The following is a 14037-nucleotide window of genomic DNA, read 5'->3' as shown; positions in this document are numbered from 1 at the left end:
GCCTCATCGGGCGTTCTTACAATGCCCTCGCGACACTTCGTCGCCAGGACTCCCGATGGACATCAGGCGTTTGCCGCGTGAACGCTTCCCTCGCCACAGCGCTGTCGCCCTCGGCCTGACGGTGCTGGCCTGGCTGCTGGTCGCGACCGCCGTGGCGGCGGACCTCTGGGCCGACCGCCAGCGCGAGATCGGGGATGCGGAGCGGGCCGCCTCGGCGACGACGGCGCTGATGGAAGCCCACACGGCTCGCACCTTCCAGGTGGTCGACCTTGCGCTGCAGGAGGTGGCCCGCCGCGTCGACGAGGCGCCGCTGCGGCGGCACGACCCGCGGCTGCGCGAGGTGATGCGCGAGCGGCTGCAGGGCATGGACTATGTGCGCGCGCTGTTCGTCATCGGCCCCGACGGCTTCATCCAGCACGACACCGACTATCCCGGAACGCCCGACGTCTCGCTGGCCGATCGCGACTACTTCCTCCTGCACCGGCGCAACCCGTCCCAGGTGACCTCCATCTCGTCACCCCTGCGAAGCCGCTCCGGCACCGGATGGTTCGTGGCCGCGACCCGCCGCATCGGGGACGGCCGTGTCTTCAAGGGCATCGCGGTGGCGGCGATCCAGCTGCAGTCCTTTTCCGACCTGTACCAGCGCATGGGGCTGGGCGAGGGCCACCAGATCGTGCTGTTCCACGAGGACGGGCGACTGATCGCGCAACATCCCATGGACCCGTCGCGCATCGGCCAGACCTACGCGGACTACCCGCTGTTCCGCGACCACCTGCCCAGCGCGCGGCGCGGCGTGTACCTCACGGCCGGCCCGCCGCTGCCGTACGAGCGGATCTTCAGCTATGAAAAGGTCAGCGGCCAGCCGCTGGTGGTCGGCCTGTCGTATGCGACGTCGGCGGTGCTCGCACCGTGGCGCCGGGCCGCGATCACGTCGGCCGCAGGGCTCGCCCTCCTGCTCGCGGTCATGCTGGTGGCGGTGCTGATGTTCCTGCGCGAGCAGCAGCGCCAGCAGCGGCTGCGCGAGCGGCAGCTGCAGGGCGAGAAGCTCGAGGCGCTGGGACAGCTCACGGGCAGCATCGCGCACGACGTCGCCAACATGATGGGCATCGTCGCGGGCAACCTGGAGATCGTGCGGCGCGCGGCGGCCGACAGGGACGGCACCGTGGCCCTGGCCGTCGCCCGTGCGCAGCACGCGCTCGACAACGGCGCCAGCATGACGCGCCAGCTGCTCTCGTTCGCGCGGGCGCGGCCGCTGGAGGTGGTCGAGCTGGACCTGCATGCGCTGCTGCGCGACGTGCTGCCGCTGCTGGAGCAGGCGGCGGGTCCCGGAGTGAAGCTGGAGCTGGTGTTGGGTGACCCCGGTCACTGCCGTGCGGACAGCAGCCAGGTTGAAGTCGCCCTGATCAACCTGGTGGTGAACGCACGCCACGCCATGGGCGACCAAGGCACTGTCGTCGTGCGCACCTCGCTCATTGCACGCACTGGTGCACGCGGCTGGTGGCGCCCGGCGGCTACCGTGGAATTCCTGGACCTCACGGTAGAGGACGACGGCCCGGGCATGCCCGACGACGTCCGGCGCCGCGCGCTGGAGCCGTTCTTCACCACCAAGGGCGAGAGCGGCACCGGCCTGGACCTGGCCCAGGTCTACGGCCTGATGCGCCAGCTGGGCGGCGACGTGGAGATCGACAGCCGGCCCGGTCGGGGCACGGCGGTGCACCTGCTCTTTCCCGTGCAGCGCGCCTGAGATGGAGACGCCAGCCTCGGGGCCCGCGGAGAGGCGCGTTGCGCGCGAACCTCGCGCTCAGTCCGCCAGTGTCTGCAGCGGAATGTCCTTCTCCGCTGCCAGTGCGTCGAGTTCGGCGCGGGTGCGTGACCGCAGGAACTGCGCGATCGCCTCGCGGGTGGAAGGCTCGAACATGGCCGCCATCCCGCGGCGTTCGAGCCCGGCGGCGGCACACAGGGCCGCGGCGAAGTGCGGCTCCAGGGCGGCGACCGCCACGCGGCCATCCTTGCAGGGATACACGCGGTAGCCGGCATGTGCGCCGCCGACCGATCCGGTCGGTTGCGTCAGGCCCCAGCGGCGCGGCAGGGCGAGATAGCCGGCTGCGTCGGCCAGGGCGATCTCGACGTAGCGGCCCGCGGCGCGCGGATCGCCGGCGCGCAACAAGGCCGCCTGCAGCACAGCCTCGCTGGCCATCAGCGAGCCGGCCATGTCGGCGAAGAGGGTGGCCGGCAGCTCGGTGCCCGTGACCAGGCCATGCTCGGCGAGGTAGGTGAGGTCGTGGCCGGGCACTTCGGCCGCGGCGCCCGAACCGCCGACGATCGCGACCTGCGACAGCGACGGGTGCCGGGCTTGAAGCTGCGGCCAGTCGAGGCCGAGCTTGCGCAGCGCCAAGGGCCGGAAGGAGGTCATGAGCACGTCGGTGCGCGTGAGCTCCTCGTGCAGCGCGGCCTGGCCGGCATCGCTCTTGAGATCCACCGTGCGCACGGTGACGCCCTCGTGCAGCTGCGCGTACGCCGCGGGGTTGTAGTGCCGCATGGGGTCGCCCGCGGGCGGTTCGAGCTTGGTGCAGGACGCACCCATCTGCCGGCACCGCATCAGCGCCGCCGGGCCGGGCAGGTTGAGAGCGAGGCTGAGGATGCGGACCTGGTCGAGCGCGCGAAGCGGAGCAGTCATGGCGCCATTGTCGTGCGCGACCTCGGGTGTGTCAGGCTACAGCGGCAACCCGACGTAGTTCTCCGCCAGGACGGTCGACGCGGCGCGCGACTTCACCAGGTAATCGAGCTCGGCATCCTGCAGCCGCTGGCCGAAGGCGCCGGTGTCGGGGAAGCGGTGCATCAGCGACGTGAGCCACCAGGAGAAGCGCTCGGCCTTCCACACGCGCCGCAGCGCGCGCTCCGAGTAGTGGTCCAGGCCCGCAGCGCTGCGCTCGCGGTAGTGCTCGATGAAGGCCGACGACAGGTACTTCACGTCGCTGGCCGCGAGGTTCAGTCCCTTGGCCCCCGTGGGCGGCACGATGTGGGCCGCGTCGCCGGCGAGGAAGAGCCGGCCGAATCGAAGCGGTTCGGCCACGAAGCTGCGCAGCGGCGCGATGCTCTTCTCGATCGACGGGCCGGTGACGATGCGCTCGGCCAGCTCCGGGTCGACGCGGCGGCGCAGCTCGTCCCAGAAGCGCTGGTCGCTCCAGGCCTCCACCTTGTCGTCGACGGGACACTGCACGTAGTAGCGGCTGCGGGTGAGGCTGCGCATCGAGCAGAGCGAGAAGCCGCGTTCGCTGTTGCCGTACACGATCGCATGCGGCGAGACCGGCGGCACGTCGGCCAGCACGCCCAGCCAGCCGAACGGATAGACCTTCTCGTACTCGGTGACCTTGTCCTTCACGGTGGCGCGCGAGACGCCGTGGAAGCCGTCGCACCCGGCGATGAAGTCGCACTGCAGCTCGTGCGACTGGCCGCCGTGCGTGTAGCGCACGACGGGGGCGGTGCCATCGAAGTCGTGCAGGCTGACATCGCGCGCCTCGTAGACGGTCGTGAGTCCCTCGGCCGCGCGTGCGTCCATCAGGTCATGCGTCATCTCGGTCTGGCCGTACGCCGTGACCACCTTGCCCCCCGTGAGGCCGCTCACGTCGATCGGATGGCGCTCGCCCTGGAACACCAGCTCGATCGCGTGGTGGACGATGCTGTCGCGATGCAGGCGCCCGCCGACGCCGGCCTCGTCCATCAGGTCCACCGTGCCCTGCTCGAGGATGCCGGCGCGGATGCGGCCCAGCACGTAGGCGCCGCTCTGCCGCTCGAGGATCACGTTGTCGATGCCGGCCTTGTGCAGCAGCTGGCCCAGCAGGAGGCCGGACGGGCCGGCGCCGATGATGGCGACCTGGGTGCGCATGGATGTCTCCTGGAATGCTCCGCCGAGCATAGGCGGGCGGGTGGAGGAGAGCAGGGCCGCCCCATGTGCCGTGTGCGATCATTGGCCAGCTTGCGCGATGATCGCGCAGCAGTCGAATCCATGATCGCTCGCGCCGACTACATCGAAGGCATGGCCAAGGGCCTGGCCGTGCTGGAGAGCTTCGACACGGAGCGCCAGCGCCTCAATGCAACCCTGGCCGCGCAGCGCGCCGGGCTCACCCGGGCGGCCGCGCGCCGGCACCTGCTCACGCTGGCGCACCTGGGGTACCTGGAGACCGACGGTAGCTGGTACTGGCTGGCGCCCAAGGTGCTGCGCTTCTCGGGCAGCTATCTCGCTTCGTCCCGACTGCCACGTGCCGTGCAGCCGACGCTCGACCGGCTCGCGGCCCACTCGGGCGAGGCCTTCTCCGCCGTGGTGCTCGACGGCGACCAGGTGGTGATCATTGCCCGCAGCGGTCCCACGCGGCTGCTGGCCTATGGCCTGCACCTCGGCGCCAGGCTGCCGGCCCATGCCACCTCGACGGGCCGCGTGCTGCTGGCTGCCAAGACTCGCGCCGAGTTCGCAGCCTGGCTACGAGGGAAGACGCTGCCGCGGCTGACGGCCCACACGACGATCGAACCCAAGGCGCTGCGTTCCATCGTCGACACCGTGCGCCAGCAGGACTGGTGCGTGGCCAGCGAGGAGCACGAGCTGGGCGTCCATGCGCTCGCCGTGCCGCTGAGGAACATGGACGGCCGCGTCGTGGCCGCGCTCAACGTGGTGACCCAGCCGGCTCGGCTGCAGGCGCCCACGCTGCTGCGTGACACGCTGCCCCTGCTGCAGGAGGCGGCCCGTCAGGCAAGGGCGCTCCTCTGATCGACGGCCTGTCGTTTGCCCATATGCGGTGACCGGATAAACAAACAACCGAAGATTCGTTGATCACTCATAACTGAACTGGGACAATCCCGGGTTCCCTTATTCCGGGCTGCAGGGGCAGGCAGCCACGAACGACATCCACACCATGCACACCAAGCTCAAGACCTTCCTGGCCGGCGCCCTCGTGGCCGCCAGCACCTTCGCCTCGGCCCAGCAGCAGTCGCTGCTCAATGTGTCGTACGACGTCGCGCGTGAGTTCTACAAGGACATCAACGCCGCCTTCGTGCCGGCGTACAAGAAGGCCACCGGCAAGGACGTGCGCGTGGAGCAGTCGCATGCCGGTTCCAGCGCGCAGGCCCGCGCGGTTGCCGATGGCCTCGACGCCGATGTCGTGACCATGAACACGACCACCGACATCGAGTTCCTCGCCGACAAGGGCATCGTCGCCAAGGACTGGGCCAAGCGCTTCCCGAACAACGCGGCCCCCACCACGTCCACCATGCTGTTCCTGGTGCGCGAGGGCAACCCGAAGGGCATCAAGGACTGGGACGACCTGGTCAAGCCGGGCGTGCAGGTGATCGTGGTGAACCCCAAGACCGGCGGCAACGGCCGCTATGCCTACCTGGCCGCGTGGGGCGCGGTGAAGAAGAAGGGCGGCAGCGACGACCAGGCGCGCGAGTTCCTGTCGAAGATGTACAAGAACGTTCCGGTGCTGGCCCGCGGCGGCCGCGACGCCACCACGGCCTTCCTGCAGCGCAACACCGGCGACGTGCTGATCACCTTCGAGTCGGAGGTCGAGTCGGTCAACAAGGAGTTCGGCGCCGGCAAGGTGGACGTGGTGTACCCCTCGAGCAGCATCATTGCCGAGAACCCGGTCGCGATCGTCGAGCGCACCGTGGCCAAGAAGCACGACGCCGACCTGGCCAAGGCCTACCTCGACTTCCTGTACACCGACGAGGCGCAGGAGATCGCGGCCAAGCACTCCATCCGCCCGAGCAATCCCAAGATCCTCGCCAAGTACGAGAAGACCTTCAAGCCGATCAAGCTGTTCTCGGTGCAAGAGATGTTCGGCTCGCTGAGCCAGGCACAGAAGGTGCACTTCAACGACGGCGGCCAGTTCGACAAGATCTACACCGTCAAGTAACCCGATGTCCGCATCCGCCGGGGCGATCCCGGCACCATTGCCCGCGCAAGGCAACCCGGGCCGCGGCGGCAACCGCAAGGTGCTGCCGGGCTTCAACCTCACGCTCGGGTACACGCTGCTGTACCTGGGCCTGATCGTCCTCATCCCGCTGTCGGCGCTGGTGCTCAAGACCTTCACGCTCAGCTGGGACCAGTTCGTGGCCGCGGTCACGTCGCCGCGCGTGATGGCGTCGTACCGGCTCACGTTCGGCGCATCCTTCATCGCAGCGATCGTCAACGTGGTGTTCGGGCTGCTCGTCGCCTGGGTGCTGGTGCGCTACGACTTCGTCGGCAAGAAGTTCGTCGATGCGCTGGTGGACCTGCCGTTCGCGCTGCCCACGGCGGTGGCCGGCATCTCGCTGACCGCGCTGCTGGCGGGCAACGGCTGGATCGGCCAGTACCTGGAGCCGCTGGGCATCAAGCTGGCCTTCAATCCCAACGGCGTGGTGATCGCGCTGATCTTCATCGGCCTGCCGTTCGTGGTGCGCACCGTGCAGCCGGTGCTGGAGGACACCGAGCGCGAACTGGAGGAGGCCGCGATGTCGCTCGGCGCCACGCGCTGGCAGACCTTCCGTCACGTGATCCTGCCCTCGATCCTGCCCGCGCTGCTGACCGGCTTCGCGATGGCGTTCGCGCGGGCGGTGGGCGAATACGGCTCGGTGATCTTCATCGCCGGCAACATGCCCATGGTCTCGGAGATCACGCCCCTCATCATCATCGGCAAGCTGGAGCAGTACGACTACGCCGGCGCGACCGCCGTGGCCACGGTGATGCTGGTGCTGTCGTTCATCCTGCTGCTGGTGATCAACGCGCTGCAGGCGTGGCAGCGCAAGAGGTCGGGCGCATGAGCAACCTCGCCACCAAGCGGGTCACCACGACTGAGGCGCGGTGGGTCCGCTGGACGCTCACCGGGATCGCGCTGGCGTTCCTGCTGCTGTTCCTGGTGCTGCCGCTCGCCGCCGTGTTCACCGAGGCGCTGCGCAAGGGCCTGGGCGCGTACCTGGAAGCCTTGAAGGAGCCCGACGCCTGGTCGGCCATCCGCCTGACGCTGCTGACCGCGGCCATCGCAGTGCCCCTGAACCTGGTGTTCGGCGTCGCGGCCGCGTGGTGCATCGCCAAGTACGAGTTCCGCGGCAAGGCGTTCCTCACCACGCTGGTCGACCTGCCGTTCTCGGTGTCGCCGGTGGTGTCGGGACTGATCTACGTGCTGGTGTTCGGCGCGCAGGGCTGGCTGGGTCCTTGGCTGGCGGAGCACAACATCAAGATCATCTTCGCCGTGCCCGGCATCGTGCTGGCCACCGTGTTCGTCACGTTCCCCTTCATCGCCCGCGAGCTGATCCCGCTGATGCAGGCGCAGGGCAACGAGGAGGAGCAGGCTGCGATCGTGCTGGGCGCGACGGGCTGGCAGACCTTCTGGCACGTGACGCTGCCCAACATCAAGTGGGGCCTGATCTACGGCGTGATCCTGTGCAACGCGCGGGCGATGGGCGAGTTCGGCGCGGTGTCGGTGGTGTCCGGGCATATCCGTGGCCAGACCAACACCATGCCGCTGCACGTCGAGATCCTCTACAACGAATACCAGTCGGTGGCGGCGTTCTCGATCGCCTCGCTGCTGGCGCTGCTGGCCCTGGTGACGCTGGCAATCAAGAGCGTGGCCGAATGGCGCCAGGAGCGCCTGATGAAAGCCATCGCCGAGCTGCCGCCGGAGCGTCCGGTGGTTGTATGAGCGCCGCTGGAACAGCCGAACGCGAAAGACGCGAAATGATCGCGAAAGACGCAAAAGGGGCCGAAGAATCCATCAAGGATTTCTTTCGCGTCTTCGCGTCTCTTTTTGCGACTCTTGCGTTCCTCCCCCGCATTTGAGGTCTTCTCATGAGCATCGAAATCCGCAACGTCAGCAAGCAGTTCGGCGACTTCCAAGCGCTGCGCAATGTCTCGCTCGACATCGACTCCGGCGAGCTGGTCGCGCTGCTGGGTCCCTCGGGCTGCGGCAAGACCACGCTGCTGCGCATCATCGCGGGCCTGGAGACGGCCGACCAGGGCAACATCCTGTTCGCCGGCGAGGACACCACCGACGTGCACGTGCGCGAGCGGCAGGTGGGCTTCGTGTTCCAGCACTACGCGCTGTTCCGGCACATGACCGTGTTCGAGAACGTCGCCTTCGGCCTGCGCGTCAAGCCGCGCGGCCAGCGACCGAGCGAGGCGCAGATCAAGGCCAAGGTGCACGAACTGCTCGGGCTGGTGCAGCTGGATTGGCTGGCCGATCGGTTCCCGGCGCAGCTGTCGGGCGGGCAGCGCCAGCGCATCGCACTGGCACGTGCGCTTGCTGTCGAACCCAAGGTTTTGTTGCTCGACGAGCCGTTCGGCGCCCTCGACGCGAAGGTGCGCAAGGAACTGCGCCGCTGGCTGCGCCGCCTGCACGACGAGCTGCACGTCACCAGCATCTTCGTGACGCACGACCAGGAAGAGGCGCTGGAGGTGGCCGACCGCGTGGTGCTGATGAACGCCGGCCGCATCGAGCAGGTCGGCTCGCCGCAGGACGTGTGGGACCACCCGGCCAGCCCGTTCGTGTACGGCTTCCTGGGCGACGTCAACATGTTCCATGGGCGCGCGCACCAGGGCGAGGTGCATCTCGAGGGCATCCAGCTGGACTCGCCCGAGCACGCCGACGTGCAGAACGCCAAGGCGTTCGCCTACGTGCGCCCGCACGACCTGGACGTGCAGCGCTACTCGCCCGGCGCGCAGGGCATCGTGGTGCAGTTGTCGCGCGCCATCGTGGTCGGCCCGATCGCGCGGCTGGAACTTCTGCCGGCCGAGGACACCCAATCCACCAGCCCTGCGACTGAGCAGGTCATCGAAGCCCAGATTCCTGCGCAACAATTCAGGGACATGGGGTTCAAGGAGGGCGAGACGCTGGTGGTGACGCCACGCCGAGCCCGGGTGTTCGTGGAGGGATCGGCCTGAGCCGTTCCTGGAGAGCAGGAGGAAATCGTGTTCGACTGGTTGTTCGCGGTCCCGCGCCGCACCCTGGGCCTGATCGCGGCCGCCTGCGTCGCGGGCCTGGCCTTCGCGCTCTACCTGCAGCACGTGGTGGGCCTCGAGCCTTGCCCGATGTGCATCGTGCAGCGCTACGCGCTGATCCTGGTCGGCCTGTCCGCGGGCATCGCCGCGATCTTCCGCAACCGCGGCGCCTGGATCACGGGCAGCCTGCTCGGCCTCGTGGCCGCCGGCTTCGGCGCCTTCGTGGCCGCGCGCCAGAGCTGGCTGCAGTGGTATCCGCCCGAGATGGCCACGTGCGGCCGCGACTTCTACGGGATGATCGAGACCTTCCCGCTCAAGCGCGCCGTGCCGATGATCTTCCGCGGCAGCGGCGACTGCACGAAGGTCGACTGGACCTTCCTCGGCGGCTCCATCGCCAACTGGTCGTTCGTGGCCTTCGTGGTCGTGGCCCTCGTGTTCCTGGGCCTGCTGCTGCGGCAGCTGGCGTCGCCCGCGCGGCGCACCTCGCACGCCCGCGCGTAGACCCGCGCCTTCAATGCAGCGCGCCGTCGGCAGCGCGCTGCGCCGCGGCAGCCAGCAGGCTGCGCACCTCGTCGTCGCTTGTCTGCGGGAAGTCGCGGTACCACAGGCTCACGGCCCGGAACGGCTCGGGCGTCTCCGCGCACACCACTTCATCGGCCAGCTCCGTCAGCGCGCGGCAGCTGTCGGCCGCGCCCACCGGCACGGCGACGCACAGCGCCGCGGGCTTTTGCACCCGCACGGCTTCGGCCGCCGCCTGCATCGTCGCGCCCGTCGCCAGGCCGTCGTCGACCAGCAGCACCGAGCGCCCCTGCACGGACACCGGCGGCCGCTCGCCGCGATACAGCCGTTCGCGGCGCTCCAGTTCCGCCTGCTCGCGGCGCACGATGCGCTCCAGGACGGCATCGGGCAGCGTGTCGGCCTCGGGTTGCAGCACGCGCACGCCGCCGCTGGCCAGCGCACCGATCGCGAACTCGGGATGCCAGGGCGCGCCCAGCTTGCGCACCACCAGCACGTCCAGCGGCGCGTCCAGCGCGCGTGCGACTTCGTCGCCCACCGGGACGCCGCCGCGCGGCAGCGCCAGCACCAGGAGGCCGGGCCGGTCGCGCCAGTGCTGCAGGCGTTGCGCGAGCACCTGCCCGGCATGCCGCCGGTCGCGGAAAGGCAGGTCGCGGGTCATGCCGGTTGCGCCTGGCGCACCAGGTGCTTCGTGAACCAGTCGCGGGCCAGGCGCGCCACGTCCTCCAGCGCGCCGGGCTCTTCGAACAAATGGGTGGCGCCGTGCACCAGCACCAGTTCGCGGATCGCGCGCAGGCGGTCATACGCCTGCGTGTTCAGCGAGATCACCGAGGCGTCGGCGCCGCCCACGATCAGCAGCGTCGGCGCGTTCACCGCTTCCAGCACCGCCGGCCCGACCAGGTCCGGCCGCCCGCCGCGCGACACCACCGCGCTGATGCGCGAGCCCAGGTGGGCCGCGGCGATCAGGGCCGCGGCGCTGCCGGTGCTGGCGCCGAAATAGCCGATCGGCAGCTGCTGCAGCGCGGGCTGGCGTGCGACCCAGGCCGTGGTGTCCTCCATGCGCCGGCTGAGGAGAGGGATGTCGAAGCGCAGGTGGCGCGTGCGACGGTCCACCGTGTCCTCCTCGGGCGTCAGCAGGTCCAGCAGCAGCGTGGCGAGGCCCGCGTCCTGCAGTTCACGGGCCACCGCGCGATTGCGGCTGCTGTGGCGACCGCTGCCGCTGCCGTGGGCGAACACCACGATGCCGCGCGCGTCGGGCGGCACCACGAGGTCGCCGGTGAGGTGGACCGCGCCGGTCGCGACGCGCACCTCGGTGGAGGAGGGGATGGGCGTGTCCATGCCGACAGCCTACGGCGGCTGCCGGCGATGTCTAGCGCGGCAGTTCGGCGCCGGGCGGGAAGGGCGGCCCCTTCAGCTCGACCACGTTGCCTTCGGGATCGGTGACGTACAGCGACGGGCCCTGGCCGTCGGCCCCGTAGCGCGAGGCCGGTTCGCCGGCCTGGATGCCGTGCGCGCGCAGGTGGGCGCGGATCGCGTCGGCATCGAAGGGGTCCACGCGCAGGCACAGGTGGTCGAGGTTGCGGCCTTGCTGCCCCGGCGGCGCGCCGCCTTCACGGCCCAGCTTGCCGTCGACCGGCACGAGGTCGATGAGCGACGTGCCCGCGCGCAGCTGCCAGAGCCCCAGGTCTTCCTGCACCTTGTCCACGGTGCAGCCCAGCACGTCGCAGTAGAACCGTTGCACCGCCTCGCGATCACGCACGCGCAGGACCACGTGGTCCAGGTGCAGCAGGCGGAAGGGCGCGGGCATGCGGGCCTCAGGCGAGCTTCTTGACGAAGACCATGCTCTTGCGGTCCCAGTTGTACTTGCGCTTGCGCGCGTCCGGCAGCCAGTCGGGTTCGACCTGCACGAACCCGCGCTTGAGGAACCAGTGCATGGTGCGCGTGGTCAGCACGAAGATGCTGTCCAGGCCCATGGCCTTGGCCCGCTGTTCGACGCGCTTGAGGATCTTCTCGCCGTCGCCCTGGCCCTGGCTTTGCGGCGACACCGTGAGCGCCGCCATCTCGCCGGTGCGCGCCTCGGGATACGGGTACAGCGCGGCGCACGCGAAGATCACGCCGTCGTGCTCGATGATCGAGTAGTTGGCGATGTCGCGCTCGATCTCGTTGCGCTCGCGGCGCACCAGCGTGCCATCGCGCTCGAACGGTTCGATCAGCTGCAGGATGCCGCCGATGTCCTCCGCGGTCGCCTCGCGCAGGCTCTCCAGCTTCTCGTCGATGACCATCGTGCCGATGCCGTCGTGCACGTAGATCTCCAGCAGCAGCGCGCCGTCGGTGGCGAACGGGATGATGTGGCTGCGCTCCACGCCGCCCTTGCAGGCCTTCACGCAGTGCTGCAGGTAGAAGGCGGTGTCGGTGGGCTGCTGCGGGTTGGGCAGCGCGGCCAGCAGCTTCTCGGCGGTGTCCAGCGGCAGCTCGGTGTCGATCGGGTTGTCGTCGGACTCGGGCGCGGAGGGGTCGACGCGGATGCCGGGGATCTCCGTCAGGAACACCAGCTTGTCCGCCTGCAAGGCGATCGCGACGCTGGTCGCCACCTCCTCCATCGTGAGATTGAAGGCCTCGCCGGTGGGGGAGAAACCGAAGGGCGAGACCAGCACCATCGCGCCGTGGTCCAGGGTGCGGCGGATGCCCGCGACGTCGACCTTGCGCACCAGGCCCGAGTGGCGGAAGTCGACGCCGTCGACGATGCCCACGGGGCGCGCGGTGATGAAGTTGCCCGAGATGACGCGGATCGTCGACCCTGCCATCGGCGTGTTCGGCAGGCCCATGCTGAAGGCCGCCTCGATCTCGTAGCGCAGCTGGCCCGCAGCCTCCTGCGCGCAGTCCAGCGCCACTTCGTCGGTGATGCGCATGCCGTGCGAATAGCGCGCCGGATGGCCCTTGGCCTTGAGCTGCTCGTTCACCTGCGGACGGAAGCCGTGCACCAGCACCACCTTCACGCCCATGCTCTGGATCAGGGCCAGGTCCTGCGCGATGGCCTGCAGCTTGCCGGCCGCGACCGCCTCGCCGGCCACGGCCACGACGAAGGTCTTGCCCCGGTGCGTGTGGATGTAGGGCGCCACCGAGCGGAACCAGGGGACGAAGGTGAAGTTGAAAACGGTGGACATCGCGGGTGGCGGAAGGACAACGGCAGGGGACGCGCGGTGATGGCGTCGGCAACGGAACAGTGTAAGGTACAAGTACTCGCCGGCATGGGGTTGGCGAGCCTCGTTCACGAGGGGCGAAGAACAAGCAGGAGGCTCGCATGCACACCGTGGCTGTCGCCTTCTGGGGCGCGTTCTTCGGCACCGTCAGCCTGCTGCTCGTCGTGGCGCTGATCGCCTTCTCGCGCTCGGCCCGGCGAGTGGCCGCGACCGGTTCGCTCTCGGCGCTGATGTCCGGGCTCTACGTGCTGGTCTTCCTCGGCTGGGTGCCGGTCGCCGATCCCGAGGTGCTGATGCGCCTGCAGGCCCACATGGCGGCCGTGTGCGCGGCCGTGCTGGGCCTCTTCCTGCTGTGGACGGTGGGCGAGTTGCGCGACCCGCGTCGCGCGGCGCACGCCAATGCCGTGATGGCCGCGCTGCTCGTCACCGTGCTGGTGGCCGGCTGGGCGCTGCCGCCGACCGGCGCGCTCGCCCTCAGCACCGGCATGGAGGCCGTGGTCGTCGCGATCTGCCTAGCGGCCTCGTTCGGCAGCGCCCTGCGCGGGGCCCAGTTCGGCTGGGCGGCGCTGGGCGGGCTGCTGTGCATGTCGGTCACGGTGGCCGGCCTCACGCGCTACGCCTTCGAGCCCGAGCAGGTCGACTGGCCGTTGCACGCCGCCACGGCGCTCGCCGCCATTGCCTATGTCACCACCATCGCCGGTGCGCTGTGGATGCGGTACTCGTTCCTGATCGCGCTGCGTGACGCGATGAAGCACGGTCCCACCTTCGACCCGGTCACTCGCCTGCGCTCGCGGGTTGAAACGGATGCGATGGTCGGCGACGCCTTCCTGCAGGCCGCGCGCGACCGGCCGCTGGGCGTGGTCGTGGTGTCCATCGCCAACCTGATGGCGCTGGAGCAGCTGCATGGCCGCTCGGCCTACAACCACGCCTTGTTCATCTGCGCCAGCCGCTTGCGCCGCCTCGTGCCGCCCGGCGCGGAACTGGGGCGCCTGGGCGAGGACGCCTTCCTGCTGCTGCTGCGCAACCCGAGCGGCGGGCACCAGATGGGCGACCTGGCCCACCTGCTCGCGCAACGGCTCGCGCGGCCGGTCTCGCTGGGCACCAGCCGCGACATGAAGGAGCTGGAGGACCGCCGCACCGAGTGGGTGGCCGACATCGGCGTCGGTGTGTTGATCGCGATGCCGGACATGCGTCCGCCGGTGGCCGTGGCCGGCGCCCGCGCCATGTCACGCACCGCGTGGAGCTACGTGAGCCGGGTCGCCTGGTACGACGAGACCAGCCGGCAGATCACCGAGCTGCCGCTGGCGGCAGCCGGCGCGCGGTAGGCCGCCGGCATCGGATAATCGCGGGTTCGGC

At 69.8% G+C, this 14037-nt stretch carries 14 protein-coding genes; 8 read left to right on the top strand and 6 right to left on the bottom strand.

From position 1 onward, the window contains the following. Positions 1-55 precede the first annotated feature (55 nt). On the top strand, positions 56-1744 hold the full coding sequence (locus tag ACPWT1_RS16955; protein ID WP_427912313.1) for an ATP-binding protein: 1689 nt from the start codon (positions 56-58) through the stop codon (positions 1742-1744). 57 nt (positions 1745-1801) lie between these two features. On the opposite strand, the gene ACPWT1_RS16950 is transcribed toward ACPWT1_RS16955, so the two are convergent. Together ACPWT1_RS16950 and pobA are read right to left on the bottom strand one after the other, a co-directional pair. Then, a complete protein-coding gene (locus ACPWT1_RS16950; RefSeq protein ID WP_427912312.1) occupies positions 1802-2677 on the bottom strand; it encodes a CoA transferase in 876 nt (291 codons plus the stop codon). Positions 2678-2713: 36 nt separating this feature from the next. After that, positions 2714-3886: a 4-hydroxybenzoate 3-monooxygenase gene (gene pobA, locus ACPWT1_RS16945; protein WP_427912311.1), complete on the bottom strand. Its 1173-nt coding sequence runs from the start codon at positions 3884-3886 to the stop codon at positions 2714-2716. Positions 3887-4006: 120 nt separating this feature from the next. Here pobA and ACPWT1_RS16940 point away from each other — a divergent pair, with 120 nt between their 5' ends. From ACPWT1_RS16940 to ACPWT1_RS16915, 6 genes are all read left to right on the top strand, one after another. Next, positions 4007-4762, top strand: coding sequence for an IclR family transcriptional regulator domain-containing protein (locus ACPWT1_RS16940; protein ID WP_427912310.1), 756 nt, complete (start codon positions 4007-4009; stop codon positions 4760-4762). A 145-nt stretch (positions 4763-4907) separates the two neighbouring features. Continuing rightward, on the top strand, positions 4908-5906 hold the full coding sequence (locus ACPWT1_RS16935) for a sulfate ABC transporter substrate-binding protein (protein WP_427912309.1): 999 nt from the start codon (positions 4908-4910) through the stop codon (positions 5904-5906). A 4-nt stretch (positions 5907-5910) separates the two neighbouring features. Beyond that, on the top strand, positions 5911-6792 hold the full coding sequence (cysT, locus tag ACPWT1_RS16930; protein ID WP_427912308.1) for a sulfate ABC transporter permease subunit CysT: 882 nt from the start codon (positions 5911-5913) through the stop codon (positions 6790-6792). After that, entirely contained in the window at positions 6789-7670 is an 882-nt protein-coding gene (cysW, locus tag ACPWT1_RS16925) for a sulfate ABC transporter permease subunit CysW (RefSeq protein WP_427912307.1), read from the top strand. Before cysT ends, cysW begins: the two co-directional genes overlap by 4 nt. A 146-nt stretch (positions 7671-7816) precedes the next feature. Beyond that, positions 7817-8908 (top strand): sulfate/molybdate ABC transporter ATP-binding protein, encoded by a 1092-nt coding sequence (locus ACPWT1_RS16920; RefSeq protein WP_427912306.1) that lies wholly within the window; start codon positions 7817-7819, stop codon positions 8906-8908. 24 nt (positions 8909-8932) lie between these two features. Continuing rightward, on the top strand, positions 8933-9466 hold the full coding sequence (locus ACPWT1_RS16915; protein WP_427915580.1) for a disulfide bond formation protein B: 534 nt from the start codon (positions 8933-8935) through the stop codon (positions 9464-9466). A 10-nt stretch (positions 9467-9476) separates the two neighbouring features. On the opposite strand, the gene ACPWT1_RS16910 is transcribed toward ACPWT1_RS16915, so the two are convergent. From ACPWT1_RS16910 to argA, 4 genes are read right to left on the bottom strand one after another with little or no spacing between them, the layout of a single operon-like run. Continuing rightward, complete coding sequence (locus ACPWT1_RS16910) at positions 9477-10142, bottom strand: phosphoribosyltransferase (RefSeq protein ID WP_427912305.1); 666 nt, start codon at positions 10140-10142, stop codon at positions 9477-9479. After that, on the bottom strand, positions 10139-10819 hold the full coding sequence (locus ACPWT1_RS16905) for a dienelactone hydrolase family protein (protein WP_427912304.1): 681 nt from the start codon (positions 10817-10819) through the stop codon (positions 10139-10141). The genes ACPWT1_RS16910 and ACPWT1_RS16905 overlap by 4 nt, the downstream gene beginning before the upstream one ends. Positions 10820-10850: 31 nt before the next feature. Continuing rightward, the gene (locus tag ACPWT1_RS16900; RefSeq protein ID WP_427912303.1) at positions 10851-11288 is read right to left on the bottom strand and encodes a VOC family protein; all 438 of its coding nucleotides are present in this window, start codon (positions 11286-11288) and stop codon (positions 10851-10853) included. A gap of 7 nt (positions 11289-11295) precedes the next feature. Continuing rightward, entirely contained in the window at positions 11296-12645 is a 1350-nt protein-coding gene (argA, locus tag ACPWT1_RS16895; RefSeq protein WP_427912302.1) for an amino-acid N-acetyltransferase, read from the bottom strand. Positions 12646-12782: 137 nt separating this feature from the next. Here argA and ACPWT1_RS16890 point away from each other — a divergent pair, with 137 nt between their 5' ends. Then, on the top strand, positions 12783-14006 hold the full coding sequence (locus ACPWT1_RS16890; protein WP_427912301.1) for a GGDEF domain-containing protein: 1224 nt from the start codon (positions 12783-12785) through the stop codon (positions 14004-14006). The last annotated feature ends 31 nt before the right edge of the window (positions 14007-14037 follow it).

The sequence above is a fragment of the Ramlibacter sp. MMS24-I3-19 genome (genome assembly GCF_050320135.1).
Classification (GTDB): Bacteria; Pseudomonadota; Gammaproteobacteria; order Burkholderiales; family Burkholderiaceae_C; genus Ramlibacter.
The sequence above is the reverse complement of the archived record's forward strand: the minus strand, read 5'-3'. Positions and strand labels throughout refer to the sequence as shown.

Bases quoted from the DNA above. Each gene is read 5' to 3' on its own strand.
- ACPWT1_RS16940 (WP_427912310.1), top strand. From the start codon at position 4,007: ATGATCGCTCGCGCCGACTACATCGAAGGCATGGCCAAGGGCCTGGCC.
- ACPWT1_RS16935 (WP_427912309.1), top strand. From the start codon at position 4,908: ATGCACACCAAGCTCAAGACCTTCCTGGCCGGCGCCCTCGTGGCCGCC.
- ACPWT1_RS16950 (WP_427912312.1), bottom strand. From the start codon at position 2,677: ATGACTGCTCCGCTTCGCGCGCTCGACCAGGTCCGCATCCTCAGCCTC.
- ACPWT1_RS16910 (WP_427912305.1), bottom strand. From the start codon at position 10,142: ATGACCCGCGACCTGCCTTTCCGCGACCGGCGGCATGCCGGGCAGGTG.
- ACPWT1_RS16900 (WP_427912303.1), bottom strand. From the start codon at position 11,288: ATGCCCGCGCCCTTCCGCCTGCTGCACCTGGACCACGTGGTCCTGCGC.
- pobA (WP_427912311.1), bottom strand. From the start codon at position 3,886: ATGCGCACCCAGGTCGCCATCATCGGCGCCGGCCCGTCCGGCCTCCTG.
- ACPWT1_RS16920 (WP_427912306.1), top strand. From the start codon at position 7,817: ATGAGCATCGAAATCCGCAACGTCAGCAAGCAGTTCGGCGACTTCCAA.
- cysW (WP_427912307.1), top strand. From the start codon at position 6,789: ATGAGCAACCTCGCCACCAAGCGGGTCACCACGACTGAGGCGCGGTGG.
- cysT (WP_427912308.1), top strand. From the start codon at position 5,911: ATGTCCGCATCCGCCGGGGCGATCCCGGCACCATTGCCCGCGCAAGGC.
- argA (WP_427912302.1), bottom strand. From the start codon at position 12,645: ATGTCCACCGTTTTCAACTTCACCTTCGTCCCCTGGTTCCGCTCGGTG.
- ACPWT1_RS16905 (WP_427912304.1), bottom strand. From the start codon at position 10,819: ATGGACACGCCCATCCCCTCCTCCACCGAGGTGCGCGTCGCGACCGGC.
- ACPWT1_RS16890 (WP_427912301.1), top strand. From the start codon at position 12,783: ATGCACACCGTGGCTGTCGCCTTCTGGGGCGCGTTCTTCGGCACCGTC.
- ACPWT1_RS16955 (WP_427912313.1), top strand. From the start codon at position 56: ATGGACATCAGGCGTTTGCCGCGTGAACGCTTCCCTCGCCACAGCGCT.